This window comes from Cohnella baijiui (assembly GCF_020731285.1).
Taxonomy (GTDB): Bacteria; Bacillota; Bacilli; order Paenibacillales; family Paenibacillaceae; genus Cohnella.
The window spans coordinates 50,637-71,020 of record NZ_JAJFOW010000037.1 but is presented as its reverse complement, the minus strand read 5'-3'; the positions used below and the strand labels follow the sequence as shown (position 1 = coordinate 71,020).

The 20,384-nt window shown below is 62.4% G+C and carries 15 protein-coding genes and 1 pseudogene; all 16 read left to right on the top strand.

Going from position 1 to position 20,384, the window contains the following annotated elements; translation table 11 throughout:
• Nucleotides 1-295 (top strand): annotated as a pseudogene (locus tag LKX83_RS25325) (hypothetical protein); the annotation flags it as partial.
• A gap of 216 nt (nucleotides 296-511) precedes the next feature.
• A complete protein-coding gene (locus LKX83_RS25320; RefSeq protein WP_227885620.1) occupies nucleotides 512-2,815 on the top strand; it encodes an ArnT family glycosyltransferase in 2,304 nt (767 codons plus the stop codon).
• A 76-nt stretch (nucleotides 2,816-2,891) separates the two neighbouring features.
• Nucleotides 2,892-3,896, top strand: a complete 1,005-nt coding sequence (locus tag LKX83_RS25315) for a glycosyltransferase family 2 protein (RefSeq protein ID WP_227885619.1) — start codon at nucleotides 2,892-2,894, stop codon at nucleotides 3,894-3,896.
• Between the two features lie 13 nt (nucleotides 3,897-3,909).
• Nucleotides 3,910-4,821 carry a UTP--glucose-1-phosphate uridylyltransferase GalU gene (gene galU, locus LKX83_RS25310; protein WP_227885618.1) on the top strand — a complete coding sequence of 304 codons (912 nt, stop codon included), beginning with the start codon at nucleotides 3,910-3,912 and terminating at the stop codon, nucleotides 4,819-4,821.
• Between the two features lie 84 nt (nucleotides 4,822-4,905).
• On the top strand, nucleotides 4,906-6,519 hold the full coding sequence (locus LKX83_RS25305) for an efflux RND transporter periplasmic adaptor subunit (protein ID WP_227885617.1): 1,614 nt from the start codon (nucleotides 4,906-4,908) through the stop codon (nucleotides 6,517-6,519).
• Entirely contained in the window at nucleotides 6,516-7,226 is a 711-nt protein-coding gene (locus LKX83_RS25300; RefSeq protein WP_304518351.1) for an ABC transporter ATP-binding protein, read from the top strand. Before LKX83_RS25305 ends, LKX83_RS25300 begins: the two co-directional genes overlap by 4 nt.
• Entirely contained in the window at nucleotides 7,223-8,389 is a 1,167-nt protein-coding gene (locus LKX83_RS25295) for an ABC transporter permease (RefSeq protein ID WP_227885616.1), read from the top strand. Before LKX83_RS25300 ends, LKX83_RS25295 begins: the two co-directional genes overlap by 4 nt.
• A 346-nt stretch (nucleotides 8,390-8,735) precedes the next feature.
• Nucleotides 8,736-10,928, top strand: coding sequence for a RelA/SpoT family protein (locus LKX83_RS25290; protein ID WP_227885615.1), 2,193 nt, complete (start codon nucleotides 8,736-8,738; stop codon nucleotides 10,926-10,928).
• 24 nt (nucleotides 10,929-10,952) lie between these two features.
• On the top strand, nucleotides 10,953-11,393 hold the full coding sequence (gene dtd, locus LKX83_RS25285) for a D-aminoacyl-tRNA deacylase (protein WP_227885614.1): 441 nt from the start codon (nucleotides 10,953-10,955) through the stop codon (nucleotides 11,391-11,393).
• A 110-nt stretch (nucleotides 11,394-11,503) separates the two neighbouring features.
• Nucleotides 11,504-11,674 (top strand): hypothetical protein, encoded by a 171-nt coding sequence (locus LKX83_RS25280; RefSeq protein WP_227885613.1) that lies wholly within the window; start codon nucleotides 11,504-11,506, stop codon nucleotides 11,672-11,674.
• 881 nt (nucleotides 11,675-12,555) lie between these two features.
• Nucleotides 12,556-13,827, top strand: coding sequence for a histidine--tRNA ligase (hisS, locus tag LKX83_RS25275; protein ID WP_227885612.1), 1,272 nt, complete (start codon nucleotides 12,556-12,558; stop codon nucleotides 13,825-13,827).
• A gap of 5 nt (nucleotides 13,828-13,832) precedes the next feature.
• Nucleotides 13,833-15,674, top strand: a complete 1,842-nt coding sequence (aspS, locus tag LKX83_RS25270) for an aspartate--tRNA ligase (protein ID WP_227885611.1) — start codon at nucleotides 13,833-13,835, stop codon at nucleotides 15,672-15,674.
• 137 nt (nucleotides 15,675-15,811) lie between these two features.
• Complete coding sequence (locus LKX83_RS25265; protein ID WP_227885627.1) at nucleotides 15,812-16,576, top strand: tRNA threonylcarbamoyladenosine dehydratase; 765 nt, start codon at nucleotides 15,812-15,814, stop codon at nucleotides 16,574-16,576.
• A 115-nt stretch (nucleotides 16,577-16,691) separates the two neighbouring features.
• Complete coding sequence (locus tag LKX83_RS25260; protein ID WP_227885610.1) at nucleotides 16,692-17,030, top strand: hypothetical protein; 339 nt, start codon at nucleotides 16,692-16,694, stop codon at nucleotides 17,028-17,030.
• Between the two features lie 169 nt (nucleotides 17,031-17,199).
• The gene (locus tag LKX83_RS25255; RefSeq protein WP_227885609.1) at nucleotides 17,200-18,519 is read left to right on the top strand and encodes a replication-associated recombination protein A; all 1,320 of its coding nucleotides are present in this window, start codon (nucleotides 17,200-17,202) and stop codon (nucleotides 18,517-18,519) included.
• Nucleotides 18,520-18,842: 323 nt separating this feature from the next.
• A complete protein-coding gene (locus LKX83_RS25250) occupies nucleotides 18,843-20,144 on the top strand; it encodes a hemolysin family protein (RefSeq protein ID WP_370639132.1) in 1,302 nt (433 codons plus the stop codon).
• The last annotated feature ends 240 nt before the right edge of the window (nucleotides 20,145-20,384 follow it).

Here is a 20,384-nt window from a genome sequence, read left to right as displayed (position 1 = left end):
GGACGCAGTTGCAGGAGAACAAGCAAAGGATGTCACTTTGTTTGCAAAATTTCTGGGGACGGCGGGGAGTTGTGCGGAAAAACCGAATAACTCCGGCGTAGGTGGCGGAATGACGGGGAATTATTCGGAAAAACCGAATAACTCCGGCACAGGTGGTGGAATGACGGGGAGTTGTGCGGAAAAACCGAGTAACTCTGGCGCAGGTGACGGGATGGCGGGGAGTTGTGCGGATAAACCGAATAACTCTGGCGCAGGGGGCGGAATGGCGGGGGAATTATTCGGAAAAACCGAATAACTCCGGCGCAGGTGGCGGGTTTGCCGTTAGATGTGCTGAAAAACCGATTAACGCAGACATGAGCCGAGACCCGGCACATCCCTGACCCGTGTCCATTCAGCTAACGTTCAGCTTACGCTCAAGCAACGCTCAGGCCCGATTAAGGCACGTTTCAGACCCGGTTGATATAGTTCCACCTAGAGACAGAAACCTACCTCAAGAGTGGAGTGAGACGCTTTGACTACGACAAAGCCCGAACGGCGCGGTCGCGTGGATATTTCGCTCGTCGCGATTGCGGTGTTGTCCGCTTTTCTGAACGCATACAACATTTGGCGGGATCAGACCGGCAACGCCTATTACACCGCGGCGGTCACCAGCATGCTGCAAAACTTCCATGCCTTCTTCTACGCCTCGCTCGATTCGGTCGGCTTCGTCACGGTAGACAAGCCGCCGGTGACATTCTGGGTGCAAACGCTCAGCGCCTACCTGTTCGGCGTGCACGGCTGGAGCGTTATCCTGCCCCAGGCGCTCGCGGGAATCGGCTCCGTCCTGCTGCTGTACGCGATGGTCCGTCCCGCCTACGGCAGGACGGCAGCTCGCCTGGCGGCGCTCGCCATGGCGTGCATGCCGATCGCCGTCGCGGTCGCCCGCACGAACAATGTCGACGCGCTGCTCGTCTTTACGCTGCTGCTCGGCGCCTGGATGCTGCTGCGCGGAGCGCCGGCCGGCAAGTGGGGGTGGGCGCTCGGCGCCTTCGCCACGGTCGGCGTGGCGTTTAACGAGAAAATGCTGCAATCCTACATGGTGCTTCCCGCGTTTTACCTGTTCTACGTGCTCGCCTATCGGCTGCCGCGCAAAACAAAAGCGGCGGTGCTGTGCGCCGCGACGGTGATCATGATCGTGCTCTCGCTGTCTTGGGCGCTGGCGGTGGATGTTACCTCCAAGGACAGCCGGCCCTACATCGGCAGCAGCCAGACGAACTCCGTCCTGGAGCTGGCGTTCGGCTACAACGGTATTTCCCGTTTGACCGGCAACGGGTCTGGCGTTCCCGGCGGAGGCAATCGCGGAGGCGGCGGTTGGCCGATAGGCGGGATGTCCGAAGACGGGCGCGGCAGCGCCCGATTCACGGATGGACAAGGCCGCGGCGGAGAGCGCGGAGCGGGTTTTGGCGACCGTCAAGGCCGAGCCGACGCGCAGAACGGAGCCGTCGCTCCGAATGGGAGCTGGTCTGGCAACGGTTCGGCGCAGGTGGCGGCCGGCCAGCAGCCGGACACGCCTCCGGCGGCGGATGACGGCAGCGGAGCGGCTGGGAGCGGCGCCCTGCCGGACGGAGGCCAGCCCGGGGACGGCGGCATGAACGGCGGTTTCCCCGGCGGAGCGCCGCCGAACTTCGGATCTGCCGGCGGCGCCCGTGGAGGCGGCGCCGGCGGCGCGTTTAACAACGGCGCGATCGGGCCGCTCCGGCTTTTCCAGTCGGCGCTCTCGGGCCAGATCAGCTGGCTGCTGCCATTCGCGCTCTTGTCGGCCGTCGGCCTGCTGCTCGGCATCCGCAGACGCCAACCGCTGACCGACAAGGAGCGGATGACGCTGTTCTGGCTCGCGTGGCTGCTGCCGGGCATGGCGTTTTTCAGCGTGGCGGGATTTTTCCACTCCTACTACCTCATCATGATCGCGCCGCCGATCGCCGCCTTGTTCGGCGGAGGTTGGACGGAATTGGCCGAGCGACATCGCGCCAAACGCGATTGGACGGCTTATCTGTTCCCCGCCGCGATCGCGGTCGCCGCTGCTTTCCAGCTCTACATCCTGGCGCCGTACGCTTCCCAGATTGGCCGCGGCTGGCTCGTGGCCGTCGGACTGCTCGGCGTAGGCGCCGCCGCAGCGCTGACCGCGCCGGCCGTGAAGGCGCCCGTCTTCCGGGTAGCCGTCGCTTGCGCGCTGGCCGGTCTTTTGATCGCCCCGCTCTATTGGTCGGCGACGCCGCTGCTGTATGGCGGCAACAGTATGATCCCGAGCGCGGGGCCCGATCTGAACGGCTCCGCTAACCGGGGGATGGGAGGCTTCGACGGCGCGAACGGCGGCACGCTCCCGGCATTTGCGGCCGGACAGGGGCCGGGCGGGGAGGGCGAAGCCGGAGGCGTCGACGAAGCGCTATACGCTTACCTGACTGAGAATAACACCGGCGAGCCTTATCTGTTCGCGACGCCTAACGTCAATACGGCGGAAACTTACATCATCAAGACGGGCAAAGCCGTCATGGCGATGGGCGGCTTCAGCGGCAGCGACCCGATTCTGACGGTCGACAAAATGAAGCAGCTCGTCGCGGACGGCAAGGTCAAATACTTCCTGCTTTCCGGCGGCGGATTCGGGGGAGGCCGGGGCGGATCCTCCGAAGTGACGGCATGGATCCAGGAGAACGGCAAGCTGATCGACTCGTCGGCCTGGCAATCCGGGAATGCGGGCGCTTCGGGAGACGGCGCCGGGACGAATGCCGGCGACCGCATGGGCGGCAGCGTAGCCCTCTACCTGGTGCAGCAATCGTAACGCCCCCTCCATTCGGCAAACGGCAAACAGTCGCCCGCGCAACAGGCAATCGCAAGCGAAAGGACGGAGAAGCGCCATGAACCCAGAAACGACCTACTCGATCGTCGTGCCCGTTTACAACGAAGAAGCCGTCATCCACGACACCTGCCGGGCGCTGAAGGCGGTCATGGACGGGATCGGGGAACGGTACGAGCTTATTTTCGTCAATGACGGCAGCCGAGATCGCACGTCCGAGATATTGCAGGGGTATGCCAGGCAGGACGACCATGTGAAGCTCATCGATTTTTCTCGGAACTTCGGCCATCAGATCGCCATCACCGCCGGGATGGATTACGCCTCGGGAGATGCCGTCGTCGTTATCGACGCCGACCTTCAGGACCCGCCCGCGCTCATCCCGCGGATGATCGCCAAATGGCGGGAGGGCTACGACGTCGTCTACGCCAAGCGGACGACACGCAAAGGGGAGACCGCGTTTAAGCGGTGGACCGCCCACGCTTTCTACCGCCTCCTGCGGGCGGCGGCCGACGTCGATATCACGGTGGATACAGGAGACTTTCGGCTGTTGGACCGCAAAGTATGCGAGGAGCTGCGGCGGCTCCCGGAGAAGAATCGCTACGTGCGCGGACTCGTCAGTTGGGTCGGCTTCCGGCAGACGTCCGTAGAATACGTCCGCGACGAACGGCTGGCGGGCGAGACGCAGTATCCGCTGCGCAAAATGCTGAAGCTGAGCCTGGACGGGATGACATCCTTTTCGTCCAAGCCGCTGAAGCTGTCCACGACCGGCGGTGTCGCGCTGATGGCCGCGGGCGTCTTTTACGGGCTTGTCCGGACGGGTGCAGCGGCGTTCGGCGGCGATTTCTCGGGCTGGCAGACGGTCATCTTCCTGCAGCTGCTGCTGACCGGCTTCCTGCTGGCGTCGATCGGTATGGCGGGCGAATATATCGGCCGCATCTACGATGAAGCCAAGGGCCGGCCTCTCTACATCGTGCGGAAATGCTACGGCCTGACCGAGCGTTCTTCCGCGGCGGAGCGGTCAGGCAGAGGCAGGTGGCGAGGAGTGAAGTTCATCCGAAAAATATGAGGAGGTGGCAGCGATGAAAACGACCATCCGCAAAGCCGTCATACCCGCCGCGGGACTCGGAACGAGATTCCTGCCGGCGACCAAAGCCCAGCCGAAGGAGATGCTGCCGATCGTCGACAAGCCGGCCATCCAGTACATCGTGGAGGAGGCGGTGCAGTCGGGCATCGAGAGCGTCATCATCGTCACGGGGCGAAACAAAAAAGCGATCGAGGACCACTTCGACAAGTCTGTCGAGCTCGAGCAGTCGCTGCTGGAGAAAAACCGGCTCGACCTGCTTCGCGAGCTGCGCGCGATCGAAGAGCTGGCGAACATTCACTATATCCGGCAAAAGGAGCCGCTCGGTCTCGGCCACGCGGTGCTGTGCGCGCGGCAGTTCATCGGCGACGAGCCGTTCGCCGTTCTGCTCGGCGACGACATCCTCGCCTCCGAGCCGCCAGCGCTCAGGCAAATGATCCACGCCTATGAGGTGCACGGCCGGCCTTTAATCGGGGTTCGCCGGATTCCGCCGGCCGACACGCGCAAGTACGGGATCGTCTCCGCCTCCGGCTGGCGCGACGGCATCGGACGCGTGGAGGATCTCGTCGAAAAACCCGCGCCGGCGGAGGCGCCGTCAAACGTGGCGGTCATCGGGCGGTATCTCTTGCCTCCGTCGATCTTCCCGGTGTTGGCCGCGTTGGAGCGCGGTGCCGGCGGGGAATATCAGCTTACCGACGCGCTTCGGCGGATCTGCAGGGAGGAGGGGCTGCTCGCGTTGGAGCTGGCAGGCGACCGTTACGACATCGGAGACAAATTCGGCTATTTGCAGGCGATCATCGATATGGGGCTGCGAAGGCCGGATCTGCGGCAGCCGCTGACCGACTACATGCGCAAGGCGCTGGCGGCGGATACGGCGGGAGGCGGTCGAATCCGCCGGGTCGCTCCGTAGCAAGAAAGCGGCGCGAGCGAGGCGGCAATGGCAAGGCAAGCGGATTGACATGGAGGAATCAGGACGATGTGGGGGATGAGAAGGATGAGGAAATGGATCGTATGGATCGTCGTCGTCTGCCTGGTGGCGGCCGGAGGCGGCGGGTATTGGTGGTACACGAGCAAGGACACGAAGGCTGCGGCCGATACTCCGACGTTTACGCAGTCGCGCGTGACCAAAGGCACGATCACGCAGACCGTATCCGGCAGCGGCGCGGTCGCCGTCAGCCAGACGGAGACGATCAAGGTGTCCGAGAGCTCCACCGTCGACGAAGTGAAAGTCGCGGCGGGCGCCGTCGTCAAGAAGGGAACGGTGCTCGCTACCTTCGAAGGCCAGGACGTCAGCCTGAACATCAGCAAAGCGAAGCTGAACTTGGAACAGCAGCAGATGCAGCTTCAGCAGGCGCAGGAAAAATGGAAGTCGCTCGCGGCGTCCGAGGCTGACCAGTCGGAGCTGGACGCGGCGTCCATGAACATCAAGTCCGCCCAGCTCAATATCAAGCAGACGCAGCTGGAAATTTCGGACTACGAGAAAAAAGCGAAAGCCCCGAACCCGATCACCGCACCGTTTGACGGCACGGTGACAGAGGTGAACGTCAAAGCGGGCGACACCGTCTCCCCGCAGCTCGAGGCGTTCAAGATCGTCAACTACGGAGCGCTCGACATCGAGATTTCCGCCGACGAGCTGGACATCTCCAAGGTGAAGCAGGGGCAGACGGCGAACATCACGCTTGATGCGCTTAGCGGCCAGTCGTTCAACGGCAAAGTGACGGAGGTCGCCAAGGAGGGCACCTCCTCGAACGGCGTCGCCACCTTCCCGGTGACGGTCGCCCTCGACAAGACCGACAACGTCCTGCCCGGCATGAACGGCGACGTCGAGATCGTCATTACCTCCAAGGAAAACGCGCTGACGATCCCGGTCGAGGCGGTCGTTCAAATGGGAAGCAAATACTTCGTGCGTGTGCCAAGCGACGGACAGAGCGCGTCCAACGGCTCCGGCCCGGCGGCCGGCGGGGTTCCTTCCGCCAGTCCGTCCGCAAGCCCGTCCGCGTCGGGCGAATCCGCCGCGGGCGACGCCGGCGCGGGCGCGGGCCCGCAAGCGGTCCAATCGGATGGCGCCGCCCAACCCGCGGCGGGCCAAGGGGATTTCCCGCCGCAAGGCGAAGCTCCGCCCGAAGGCTTCCAGCCCGGCGCGGGACAGGGCCGGAACGGTGCCGCCAGCGGAAACGGCGGCTACCGGCGGGCGGCAGGCCAAGGCGGGGCCGGATATGCGGCCGCCGGCCAGAACGGCGCGCGCGGCGGCCAAGGCGGCTATGGCGGCCGGGGCTATGGCGGAGCCGGGTTCGGCACCGGTCAGTCGGGCCAAGCGGGCCAGATCGCGTCCTCGAATTTCAAGCTGCATGAGATTACCGTCGGCATCGCGACGGACGCGAGAATCGAGGTGCTCACGGGACTGACCGAAGGCCAGACGGTACTCCTTCCGGTTACGGTCTCCTCCTCGAACTCGCGCCAGCAGCAGATGGGCTTCGGCGGCATGGGAGGCATGGGCGCGATGGGCGGATTCCCGGCCGGCGGCGCGGTTTTCCAGCAAGGTAGCGGCCAACGCGCGAACGCGACCACGCGCAGCGGCGGTACCGGCGGCGGAGCGGGAGGTCGATGAGCATGCGCGCGCTTAACGCCGAGCCCTTGATCGCAATGACCGACATTTACAAGACCTATACGCTCGCTGGCGAAACGCTGAACGCGCTCGACGGCATTTCCCTGGACGTCTACCAGGGCGACTTCATGGCGATCGTCGGCCCTTCGGGCTCGGGCAAATCCACGCTCATGAACGTGCTAGGCTGCCTGGATACGCCCAGCCAGGGACAATACCGTCTGGACGGAGCCGAGGTGGCGCGCCTCAGCGACAACAAGCTTGCGAACATCCGCAACACCAAGATCGGCTTCATCTTTCAGAGCTTCCACCTTCTCCCGCGGCTTTCGGCGATCGACAACGTCGAGCTCCCGCTCGTCTACCGCGGGATGTCGGCGAAGGAGAGGCACGCCCTGGCGAAGGAGGCGCTGCAGAAGGTGGGCCTTGGCGACCGGATGCGGCATATGCCGAACCAGCTGTCCGGCGGTCAGCAGCAGCGCGTCGCCATCGCTCGGGCGCTCGCCGGACGGCCGCCGCTCCTGCTCGCCGACGAGCCGACGGGCGCGTTGGACAGCAAAACGAGCCAGGACGTTATCGAGCTCCTGAAGGCGCTCAACGAAGAAGGCAACACGATCGTGCTCATCACGCACGATCCGAAGGTGGCGGACCAGGCCAAGCGGGTCGTCCGCATTCAGGACGGCAGGCTGTCCGAGGAGAGGAGTGCTGCCTCGTGAAGCTGACCCAAGGCATCAAGATGGCGTGGCTCAGCGTACGGTCGCAGCCGCTCCGCACGCTGCTTACGGTGCTCGGCATCCTGATCGGCGTCGCGTCGGTCACGATCATGGTCGCCATCGGCAACGGCACGTCCGAGCAGGTGAAGAGCCAGCTGCAGGGGCTTGGGACGAATATGCTGACGGTGAACGTCGTCGGCCGCGGCGCGGTGACGAGCATCAAGACGGCCGACGTGAAGGACCTGACGGACGTCGCCAACGTCGCGTCGTACGCGCCGAACATCAGCGGCAACGTGACGGCCAAGTCGGGAACGAACACCTACTCCGCCACCGTAAACGCGACGACGCCTTCTTTTCTCGAGATCCGCGATTACCATCTGGCTCAGGGCCGGCCGCTTATGGACATCGACGGCACCTTCAAGATGAAGGTCGCGGTAATCGGCTCCGAAGTCGCAACCGAGCTGAAGTTGAGCGATCCGGTCGGCAGCAAAATCTCGCTGAACGGCACGCCTTACAAGATCGTAGGCGTCCTCGCGTCGAAGGGGAGCACGACGAACGGCTCCAGCGACAACGTCGTCCTGGTGCCGTTGGAGACCGCCCGCGTCGTCCTGAAGACGGACGCGATCCGCACGATCTACGTGCAGGCGGACAGCGAAAAGCACGTAGGCGGCGTGCAGACGCAGCTGGAAGCGAAGCTGCAGCAGTTTTTCCGCGGCGACGACAACAGCTACAACGTATTCAACCAACAGGACCTGCTGGAGACGATCACGTCCGTCTCCACCTCCGTCTCGACGCTGCTCACCTACGTCGCGGCGATCTCGCTGCTCGTCGGCGGCATCGGCGTCATGAACATGATGCTCGTCTCCGTGACGGAGCGGACGCGGGAGATCGGCATCCGCAAGTCGCTCGGCGCCAAGCAGCGCGACATCCTGTTCCAATTCCTGGTCGAAGCCTCCATCATCGGCGGGCTGGGCGGGGTGGCCGGCGTCATCGTCGGCGCGGGAGGATCCAAGTTCGTCGGCCAAATGATGAACTCGCCCGCCTCTCCTTCCTGGGAAATCATGACGATCGCGGTCGTCTTCTCCATGGGCGTCGGCGTCCTGTTCGGCTTTTTGCCGGCACGCAGAGCTTCCCGGCTGCATCCGGTGGAGGCGCTGCGGCAGTAAGGATAGCAAGGGGGTTGCGCAAGGGAAGGTCAAAGCAAACCAGGGCGAGCAGCCGACGCCACGGGGACGTCTCCCGGGCGCGGCGCTCGTCTTTCGCGCGTTTTTCGGCCATGCGGCGGTTCGTCCGGCCGCCGCTTCCGATCGAGCCGAGACGACGGCGTTTTTCCGCACGAAACGCCGCGCCGCCCGGTCCCCGGGACCAGGACGTTCGAAGCTTGCGAAAGTCGGGGAGCCCGCACGACGGTTGACGTCCGGCGGCGGCTAGAGGCATAATGGAAGGAATACGCTATGATTTGCGGCAGGATACGGACGGACGCTTCCGCCGTCGGAAAGGAACACACCAAGCATGGGCATGGAGCAGCTGCTCGAGAAAGCTTCGACATACATGAAGGAACAGGACCTGGAGCGCGTCACCGAAGCGTACGAATACGCTGAAGAAGCCCATCGCGGCCAGACGCGCAAGTCCGGCGAGCCTTATATTTTGCACCCGGTGGCCGTCGCCGAGCTGCTGGTGCAGATGCAGATGGACGTCGTCACGGTGATGGCAGCGCTGCTTCACGACGTCGTCGAGGACACGAACGTCACGGTCGAGGACGTGAAAGAGCGTTTCGGCGAGACGATCGCGGGATTGGTGGACGGGCTGACCAAGCTGGAGAAAATCCAATTCCGCTCCAAGGAAGAACAGCAGAACGAGAACTACCGTAAAATGTTCGTCGCGATGGCCAACGACATCCGCGTCATTCTCATCAAGCTCGCGGACCGGCTGCACAACATGCGGACGCTCAAGTTCCAATCCGAGGAGAGTCAGCGGCGCATCGCGCACGAGACGCTGGAGATCTATTGTCCGATCGCCCATCGGCTCGGGATCAGCGCGATCAAGTGGGAGATGGAGGACATCGCGCTCCGCTTTCTGAACCCGCAGCAGTATTACCGGATTGCGAACCTGATGAAAAAGAAGCGGACGGAGCGGGAGCAGTACATCGACGATCTGATCAACCGCATTCGCGAAAAGCTCGAGGAGATGGGCATTCAAGGGGACATTTCCGGGCGGCCCAAGCATATCTATAGCATTTTCAAGAAGATGACGATGCGCAACAAGCAGTTCAACGAGATTTACGACCTGCTCGCCATCCGCATCCTCGTCGACAACGTCAAGGACTGCTACGCCACGCTCGGCATCATCCATACGCTTTGGAAGCCGATGCCCGGCCGGTTCAAGGACTACATCGCCATGCCGAAAGCGAACATGTACCAGTCCCTCCACACGACGGTCGTCGGACCGACGGGCGAACCGACGGAGGTGCAGATCCGCACCTGGGACATGCACCGGACCAGCGAATACGGGATCGCCGCCCACTGGGCGTACAAGGAAGGCAAGGAAACCGGGCTCGTACAGGGCACGTTCGGCGACAAAATGAACTGGTTTCGCGAAATCATCGAGCTGCAGCAGGAAACGCGGGACGCGGCGGAGTTCATGGAATCGCTCAAGATGGACTTCTTTACCGACCTCGTCTTCGTCTTTACGCCGAAGGGCGAGGTTTTCGAGCTGCCCGCCGGCTCGGTGCCGCTCGATTTCGCCTATCGGGTCCATACCGAGGTCGGCAATCGCACGATCGGCGCCAAGGTCAACGGACGCATCGTGCCGCTCGACCACAAGCTGAAGACGGGAGACATCGTCGAGATCCTGACGTCGAAGCATTCCTACGGCCCGAGCCAGGACTGGCTCAAGATCGCGCAGTCCTCCCACGCCCGCAGCAAGATCAAGGCGTGGTTCAAGAAGGAGAAGCGCGAGGAGAACGTGGCCAAAGGCTGGGACGCCATCGAGCGCGAGCTGAAGCGGCTCGGCCTCGAGCCGTCGGAGTGGATGGGCGACGACAAGCTGCTGGAAGTGGCGCGCAAGTTCACCTTCAACGACGTCGAGGACATGATGTCCGCGATCGGCTTCGGCGGCATTACGGCGGCGCAGATCGTGACCCGTCTGACCGAGAAGCTCCGCAAGGAAGCGGAGGAAGCGCAGCAGATCCAGCTGACGAACGAGGTCAAGGAGATGAAGGCGCCGGCCGCGCCGGAGAAGCGCTCCCGGCCGTCGCACGGCGTCAAGGTCAAAGGCGTCGATAATTTGCTAGTGCGGTTCGCGCGCTGCTGCAACCCGGTGCCGGGCGATGACATTATCGGCTACATCACGCGGGGACGCGGCGTCTCGGTGCACCGCGCCGACTGCGCGAACCTGCCGACCGCCGCCGAAGGCGAGGAAGCCGCTCGGGTCATCGAAGTCGAATGGGCGGACTCGGTCGAGGCGAACTACAGCGTCGAGATCGAGATTCTCGGCCACGACCGTCGCGGGCTGCTCAACGAAGTGCTCCAGTCGGTCTCGGAGAGCAAGACCAACATCGCCGCCGTGTCGGGCCGCTCGGACCGCAACAAGGTCGCGATCATGCATCTGACCATTCTGATCCGCAACAAGGAGCATCTGCAATCCGTGGTCGACAAGATCAAGCGGGTGAAGGACATTTTCTCCGTCCAGCGGCTCATGCAATAGCATTTATAGGGAGCTGACATCCACGTGAAAGTCGTTCTGCAACGGGTATCGGAAGCGCGCGTGCGCGTAAAGGACGAGACGGTCGGAGAGATCGGAAGGGGACTTCTCCTGCTCGTCGGGATCGGCCAGGAGGACGGGGAAGCGGACGTCGCCTGGATGGCCGACAAAGTCGCCGGCTTGCGAATCTTCGAGGACGAAGAAGGCAAGATGAATCTGTCCGTCAAAGAGGTAGACGGGGAGATTTTGTCCGTCTCCCAATTTACGCTGTACGGGGACTGCCGCAAGGGGCGCCGCCCGAATTTCATGGCCGCAGCCAAACCGGACACGGCAAACGCGCTGTACGAGCGTTTCAACACGCTGCTCCGCGAAGCGGGATTTCGGGTGGGCACCGGCGTGTTCGGCGCGATGATGGACGTCTCGCTCGTAAACGACGGACCGGTTACGCTTATTTTGGACAGCAAGTAACGGGCGGACAAGCCTGCTTCCAAGCCTCTGGCTGAGGGGACGGGTTAGCGAACGGGCCGGGTGGCAACACTATTGTCGATCTCTTTTCCAAGAAAGGAAGTCGACAACCGATGCGCCAATCCGTCAAAGAAACGAAGCTAGAGCGAATGACGCGGGCGGGTCTCGCGCCCGAACGGCGGGAATCTCTCGCCTTCCGGCCGGACGAAGAGTTCGCGGACGAGCCCGGCGCGCGGGCGGGAAGCGGGAACGGCAGGCGCCACCCGCCGGCCGGGAGGGGCTAGGCGGGGCGCCACGGCGGCTTTCCGCCGGGGGCCGCCGGAAGGCGGTCCTCGCGCCGCTGGCGGGAACAATGGAGCGGAACATGCGCCGTACGAGGAGCCCCAAATCACCTTCGGGGCGGAGGAAGACCCGTCTGCCGACTTCGAGATTGTGTTGGAGGCAGAGGGGGGTCCGGACGGCGTGTAGGCGGCAGCCAGCTACGGCTGCGGGCCGGGACGACGGTGAGGCGAAGCTCGAGGCGCTGGAGCGATGGATTGCTTCCCGCACGGCAGGGTGAACGAGCGGGCGGCGCGAGCGCTTTCTTTTTTGTAACGAAACTGTAACCCAAGCTTCATCCACCTTTAAAACAATCCGGCTATTATAGATGTTGACCCCCTTTTTTCAATATATTATCACATTGAACCTGTCGGAATGGTCGGCAGGTTATTTTCTTTGTCCGGACGGAAGCGGGAAGATTGACAATCGTTCCGGCTGCGTATTATAATACATGACAATTGTATTCAGCCAATTGATTCGATGACGGGAACGAGTACTCCGGCCCCACGTCTCCAGAGAGGAAAGCCTTCAGGCTGCAAGCTTTCCGCCGATGACCGGACGAACGACCTCCCCGAGAACCTCCTGCGAACGACGGCCGCTCCCGGGCGGACGAAGCCAGTAGCGACGAGGCGTCCATCGGGCGTTAACCGGTTCGAGGCGCGATCGCGCGCGGCCCTTGCGGACGCGTATGGCGATCGAATGACGGGTGGCACCGCGGGAGCAAATGACGAGCTCTCGTCCCCGACTGCAGAGATGCGGTTGAGGACGGGAGCTTTTTGATTTGGTCCCGGGCAGTACGTCAAGCCGTTTGGGTCTTGAACTGCAGTGACAGAAAGGGTGGGAATCTATGGCCTTCCAAAAGCCGCCGGGCACGCAGGACGTGCTTCCGGGCAACGCCGAATTATGGCAGTTCGTCGAGAAGACCGCGAGAGAAGTATGCCGCCGCTACCGGTTCCGCGAGATCCGCACGCCGATCTTCGAAGTGACGGAGCTGTTCAAGCGGGGCGTGGGCGAGACGACCGACATCGTCGAGAAAGAAATGTATACGTTCGAGGATCGCGGCCATCGCAGCATGACGCTCCGTCCCGAAGGGACAGCAGGCGTCGTTCGCGCCTATGTGGAGAACAAGCTGTACGGAGAGGCCGACATCGCCAAGCTTTACTACATCGGGCCGATGTTCCGCTACGAGCGTGCGCAGGCGGGTCGCTACCGCCAATTCCACCAGTTCGGCGTGGAGGCAATCGGGTCGGAGGATCCGGCGCTTGATGCCGAGGTGATCGCACTCGGGTACGCCTTCTACAGGGAAGTGGGCTTGCGGGACGTGACGGTCGAGATCAACTCAGTCGGCACGCCCGAGGTGCGCGCGGCGTTCCGCTCGAAGCTGCTGGAATTTCTCCTGCCGATGAGGGACAGCCTTTGCAAGGACTGCCAGGCTCGCATGGAGCGTAATCCGCTGCGGGTGCTCGACTGCAAGACCGACCAGGACAAGTTCGAGGGCGCTCCGTCGATTCTCGACAGCTTGGATGAAGCTTGCGAGACGCATTTCGCGCGCGTACGTGAGTATCTGGACGCGATGAAGGTGCCGTACCGGGTTAATCCGCGCCTCGTCCGCGGCCTTGACTACTACACGCATACCGCGTTCGAATACAAGGCGCAGGGTATCGGCGCGATCGACACGATCGGCGGCGGCGGCCGCTACAACGGCCTCGTCGCCGAAATCGGCGGGGACGACCGCCCGGGCGTCGGCCTCGGCCTCGGCCTGGAGCGCACGCTGCTCCTCTTGGAAAGCCAGAATGCGAAGCCCGAGCTGGACGCGCAGGTCGACGTTTACCTGATGGCGCTTGGCGAGCGCGCGGAGCGCGCGGCGCCGGGACTCGCGCAGCAGCTGCGGGACGCGGGGCTCGCGGTCGACAAGGATTATCAAGGCCGCAAGATGAAGGCGCTGTTCAAGGCGGCCGAGCGCGCGGGGGCCCGCTTTGCGGCCATCCTCGGCGACGACGAGCTGGACCGCGGAGAAGTCGCGCTAAAGGATATGGCTACGCAAGAACAACGCCAAGTGCCGCTCGCCGAGCTGGCGGACGCGGTGCACAAGCTGATTAACGAATCGAAAAGGGGATAACGCATATGATGCTCAAAACGCATGACGGCGGCAAATTAACGAAGGAACACGTCGGCCAAACGGTCGTCCTGAACGGGTGGGTACAGGGCTGGCGCGACTTTGGCGGCATCCTGTTCATCGACCTGCGCGACCGCAGCGGGATCGTGCAGATCGTCTTCAATCCGGAATTTTCCGGCTCCGCGCTGGAGCTGGGCAGCCGCGCCCGCAACGAATACGTGCTCGCGGTGAAGGGACAGGTCGTCGAACGCGACCCCGAAACGTACAACCCGAACCTCGGGACGGGCGAAATCGAAGTGCAGGTCGCGGAAGTCGAAATCGTCAACGCAGCCAAGACGCCGCCGTTCCCGATTGAGGATGGCGTCGAAGTAGATGAGGCGCTTCGTCTGAAATACCGCTATCTGGACCTTCGCCGGCCGGAAATGCAGAACACGCTGCGCCTTCGCTCCAAGGCGACCAAAGTATTCCGCGACTTCCTGGACGAGCAGGGCTTCATCGACGTCGAGACGCCGATCCTGACGATGAGCACGCCGGAAGGCGCGCGCGACTACCTCGTGCCGAGCCGCGTGCACCCGGGCGAATTTTTCGCTCTGCCTCAGTCGCCGCAGCTGTACAAGCAGCTGCTCATGATCGGCGGCCTCGAGCGCTACTACCAAGTCGCCCGCTGCTTCCGCGATGAAGACCTGCGCGCCGACCGTCAGCCGGAGTTCACGCAGGTGGACATCGAGACGTCGTTCCTGTCCCGCGACCAACTGCTGGAAATGATGGAGACGCTCATGGCGCGTCTGTTCCGCGAGACGATCGGCGTGGAGATTCCGACGCCGTTCCAGCGGCTATCCTACCACGATGCCATCCACAAATACGGCTCCGACAAGCCGGATCTGCGCTTCGGCCTCGAAATCGAAGACGTTACCGACATCGTGAAGGGCAGCGACGTCAAGGTATTCGCGTCGGTCGCCGCCTCCGGCGGCGTCGTCAAAGCGCTGAACGCCAAAGGCTGCGGCAGCTGGAGCCGCAAGGAGCTGGACGACCTGCAACCGTTCGCGGCGCGTTACGGCGGCAAGGGCATCGCCTGGATTACCGTTAAGGACGGCGAGTGGAAAGGCCCGATCGTCAAGTTCTTCAAGCCCGAAGAGATCGCCGCGCTGACCGAGCGCCTCGGCGTGGAGGAGGGCGACCTGCTCTGCTTCTCCGCCGACAAGCTGAAGACGGCCGCCGACGTCATGGGCAACCTGCGCCTCAAGGTCGGCAAGGATCTCGGCCTGATCGACAAGAACAAGTACAAGTTCCTGTGGGTCGTCGACTTCCCGCTGCTCGGCTGGGACGAGGAAGGCAAACGCTGGGTGGCCGAGCACCATCCGTTCACCCGTCCGCGCGACGAGGACCTGCCGCTGTTCGATAGCGATCCGGGCGCGATCCGCGCGCAAGCGTACGATATCGTGCTGAACGGCTACGAAGTCGGCGGCGGCTCCATGCGGATCTATAGCCGCGACGTGCAGGAGAAGATGTTCGAGGCACTCGGCTTCACGTTCGAGGAAGCCAGGGAGAAGTTCGGCTTCTTCATGGACGCGTTCGAGTACGGCACGCCCCCGCACGGCGGCATCGCCTTCGGTCTGGACCGGCTCGTCATGCTGCTTGCCGGCCTGACGAACCTGCGCGAGACAATCGCGTTTCCGAAGACCGCGAGCGCGACGGACCTGCTGTTCAACGCGCCGGCGCCCGTCGCCGATCGCCAGATCGAAGACCTGCACCTTCGCCTGTCGGCCAAGGCGGTCGCCGCTCTGGCCAAATCGGCCGCACCGGCTCACGCCGAAGCGGACGGCGAAGAAGCGCCTGCCGCCCAATCCTAAGGCTCGCCCGATGACGGCGCGCAACATCTGAATGACGGCATGCCCCGCCCGCATGGTCGCACCTTCGCCGGACGGCGCGGTGCGGCACGTGCGGGCGGGGCATGTTTTCCATTATGAAAGAAGGACGGTACGAACTTATGCTGCACCAGTTCTCCAGGACGGAGCTAGCAATCGGCCCCGAGGGGCTCGAAATTTTGAAGGGCTGCACCGTGGCGGTCCTCGGCATCGGCGGCGTCGGCGGCATCGCGGCCGAAGCGATCGCCCGGTCGGGCATCGGACGGATCATCCTGATCGACAAAGACGTCGTGGACATTACGAACGTGAATCGACAGATTCATGCACTGACGACGACCGTCGGCCAGCCGAAGGCCGAGCTGATGCGCGAGCGCATCAAGCTGATCAATCCCGACTGTGAGGCGATCGCGCTGCGGATGTTTTATACGGAGGAGACGTACGAGGAACTGTTCAAGTACCCGCTCGACTATGTCATCGACGCCTCGGACACGATTTCGTACAAGATTCACCTGATCAAGCAGTGCCTCGAGCGCAAAATCCCGATCATCTCCAGCATGGGCGCGGCGAACAAAATGGACCCGAGCCGGTTCCAGGTCGCCGATATCTCCAAAACAACCGTCGATCCGATTGCCAGGGTAATCCGGACCAAGCTGCGCAAGGAAGGCATCAAGAAAGGAGTCAAGGTCGTCTTCTCGACGGAAGAGCCGATCAAGCCGCTGGAGGACGTCACCCAGCGCATCGTACCGGATACGGCGCCGAAGGAGATCCGCAAGGCGCAGCAGCCGCCGTCGAGCAATGCTTTCGTGCCGCCCGTCGCCGGGCTCATCATGGTGAGCGTCGCGTTCCGCGAGCTGCTGGAGCGCGGCAAAGCCCAAGCCAAATCCTGACGTCCACCCGCAATGTTCGGGATCATCCCCGCCCAATTTGTGCATTTGTCCCTGTCACTCCGCGATTGTCCTTCATACACTAGACCATCCCTGCAGTTGTGGAGGTGTAGTGCAAATGAGCAAACCGTCGCGAGCATACGGACAAAAAGGCCGGATTTCGAGCCGCAAGCGCCGCCGCAAGTCCGCGGCCGCATTCGACTCCAATGCCTACGAGGTCGAAGGGAAACAGGCTCGGCCGAACGGCGGATGGGGGAATCTGCCCGGCGGCGACTGGGATAAAGATCCGCTGTACCTGGCGGGACTCGGACCGACGCATCCCGAGGCATGGACGATCGGAGGGATCGGTCCGCTGGGACCGATCGGCGGCAGTCCGGCCGACGACGAGTTGGAGGGCCCGAAGCCGCGCGGACGTTCCCGTGCCGGAAGGTCCAGCACATACGGACGGAGGAGATAAACACATCCGGACCGCCTACCGCATGAGCGGGAGCCGCCGCCCTGCGGGGCGGTTTTTGTTTTGGCATTCTTTTGTTTGACATTCTTAAATGCGAACATTTGTTCTTATCTTCTTTTGGTCAGGCCCCGATTCTGCTATGATGATAGAAAGAAAGGACGGGAATGTCATCATGGATCTGTTCAGCTACGGCGAGGAGGCGCAGCCGCGGGCCAGACTGCTGGCCGACCGGATGCGACCGGAATCGCTTGACGAATATATCGGCCAAGAGCATATCGTCGGACCAGGCAAGCTGCTTCGGCGCGCGATCGAGGGAGACGCGGTGACGTCGATCCTGTTGTTCGGACCGCCGGGGTCCGGCAAAACGACGCTTGCTCATATCATCTCGAAACGGACCGAAGGCGATTTTGTGCGCTTGAACGCCGTAGACGCTTCCGTCAAGGACGTCCGGGAAGTCATCGAACAGGCCGAGCGAAACAAAAGCATGTACGGCCGGAAGACGATCCTGTTTCTCGACGAGGTGCATCGCTTCAACAGCGCCCGTCAGGACGCGCTGCTGCCGGCCGTCGAGAAAGGCATCATCGTTTTTATTGGGGCGACTACGGAGAATCCGTACCACTCGGTAAACGGGGCGCTCCTGTCGCGTTCCACGCTGTTCCGGCTGAACGCCTTGACCAAGGAGCATTCGCTTCTCGCGATGCGCCGGGCGCTCGCCGATCCGTCGAAAGGGCTGGCGTTCATGAAGCTGCGGGTTGAGGAGGAGGCGCTCGCCCACATCGCGGCGATGGCGAACGGCGATATCCGCCGGGCGCTCACGGCGCTGGAGCTGGCGGCGGTGACGACGCCGTCGGAGCCCGACGGATCGGTCGTCGTGACGTTGGAGATCGCAGAGGAGTCAATTCGCCAGCCTACGCTGCAAGCGGACGAGTCGACGCAGTACGACGTGCTGTCCGCCTTCCACAAGAGCGTGCGGGGGTCCAGCGACGCGGCGCTGTATTGGTTTTTGTACGCGGTCGAAAAGCTCGGCATGGATCCGATGACGTTTCTCCGGAGGCTCACGGTGGCCTGCAGCGAAGACATCGGGCTGGCGAATCCGCAAGCGATGGTGCAGGCGGTGAGCGCGATGGAGGCGTACCACCGGATCGGCTGGCCCGAATCCAAATTTATCGTCGCCCAGGCGATCCTCTTCGCCGTCGAGAGTCCGAAGTCCAACGCCATCGCCGTCGCGATCGGCAACATCATGGACTCGTTCGAGCACACGAAGTCCGCGGAAGTTCCGCTTCATCTACGCGACGGCCACTACAGCGGCGCGAAGAAGCTGGGCCACGTCGGCTACCGGTATCCGCACGACTTCCCGGGCCATTACGTCGAGCAGCAGTATTTGCCGGACAAGCTCAAAGGCAAGGTGTTTTACGAGGCCACGGAACAGGGGATGGAGGACCGGATTCGCCAAAACCAAGACAAGCGCAGGAAGCCTCAGACGCGGGGATAGGGCTGATCCGCCGCACCGGTAGACGGGTTGACCGCGTCCGTCAATGCTTCTGAAGGCGCTTATTTCGGTGTTTGAGCCCGTTCCGGCCAAAAATTCGCACTGAAATCAGGTGGAAGCGAATACAGATGGATACTACGGCCGATTACGGCCCGAACCGGCGTTTGACGCTGCACGGCAAAACGTCTAAGCTAGAATAAAGCGAGGACTTTCAACATTTTTCCATATTTTATCTGCGCGACATTAAAGGAGGTGCACCTGCTTTCCGCTCGGGGAGCAGGGACGATTTGGACGGTGACCCTTTTCCGCTAGGCGTGAACTTGGTCTTGGTACTGCTGCTAGTGTTTCTGAACGGCTTCTTCGTGGCGGCCGAATTTGCGATGGTCAAGGTGCGCGGAACGCGTATCGACACGTTGGTGCAAGAAGGGAATGCCAGGGCACGCTATGCCTCTCACCTGACGAACCACCTTGACGCTTATTTGTCCGCTTGCCAGCTTGGGATTACGCTGGCTTCCCTCGGACTCGGCTGGATCGGCGAGCCCGCGGTCGCGGACGCGCTGACTCCGTTGTTCTCCGCGATTCATCTGCCTGCGAGCTGGATCCATCCGTTAGCCTTCGTCATCGCCTTCACCTTCATTACCGTGCTGCACATCGTGCTCGGCGAACTGGCGCCCAAGACGCTGGCCATCCGCCAGGCGGAGTCGATCACGCTATGGGCGGCCGGCCCGTTGGTGCTGTTCCGCAAGATCATGAGCCCCTTTATCTGGCTGCTGAACGGGATGGCCAACCAGCTGCTGCGGTTGTTCGGCATCGCGCCGGCATCGGAGTCTTCCTCGGCCCACACCGAAGAAGAGATCCGCATCCTGATGAAGGAAAGCCACAAAAGCGGTCTGATCGACAACACGGAGCTCACGCTGGTGGACAATATCTTCGAATTCGCGGAGACCAACGCCCGCGAGATCATGATTCCCCGGACCGAAATGATCTGCCTGTACGGCAATCTTTCGTTCGAAGACAACAAGGCGATCGCGCTCAAGGAGATGCATACGCGATATCCGGTGTGCGACAACGACAAGGACAACATCATCGGCTTCGTTCATATCAAAGATCTGCTCAAAGTGCCCGACCATACGATCCACGATATCCGCGACCTGCTCCGGCCAATGACGACCGTCCCCGAGAGCATGCCGATCAGCGCTTTGCTGAAGCTTATGCAGAAGAGAAAGACGCAGATCGCCATTCTCATCGACGAGTACGGCGGCACCTCCGGCCTTGTTACCCTCGAGGACATCATGGAGGAGATCGTCGGGGAGATCCAGGACGAATTCGACGAGGAGCGCCCCGAAATGGAGCGTAAGGATGAGCGCACGTATTCGATTAGCGGCATGATGCTGATCGAAGAGGTCAACAGCTTTTTCGGCCTCGATATCCCGACGGACGACTACGACACGATCGGCGGATGGATGTATTCCCAGATCGAGATCCCGCCGAAAAAATACCAATCCGTACAGCTCGAAAACGGCGTCCGCTTCGTCATCGAAGAGACGGACCATCTCCGGGTCTCGCGTCTCGCCGTCATCCGGGAGGATCTATCCGAGTGGGTAGAGCCCCAGGCCGCTTCCGGCTAATCTCGTTTGAATTCTCAGGCAGTTCCGATTGTCGCCTTCTGGCGGCGTGGAGCTGCCTTTTTTGATGACCGCGATTATGCTGCCTTTGTTTGTTGGCCGCGTTTGGCGCAGGGACACGAGAGGGGGGGAGTCCCTTTTTCTCCCTTTTCTACGATATCCCTTTCGCTCAGGAAATCGAGATTGACACGAGAACATACGTTTGGTAAATTGTAGAAAAGGGAACAAATGTTCTTATGGGGG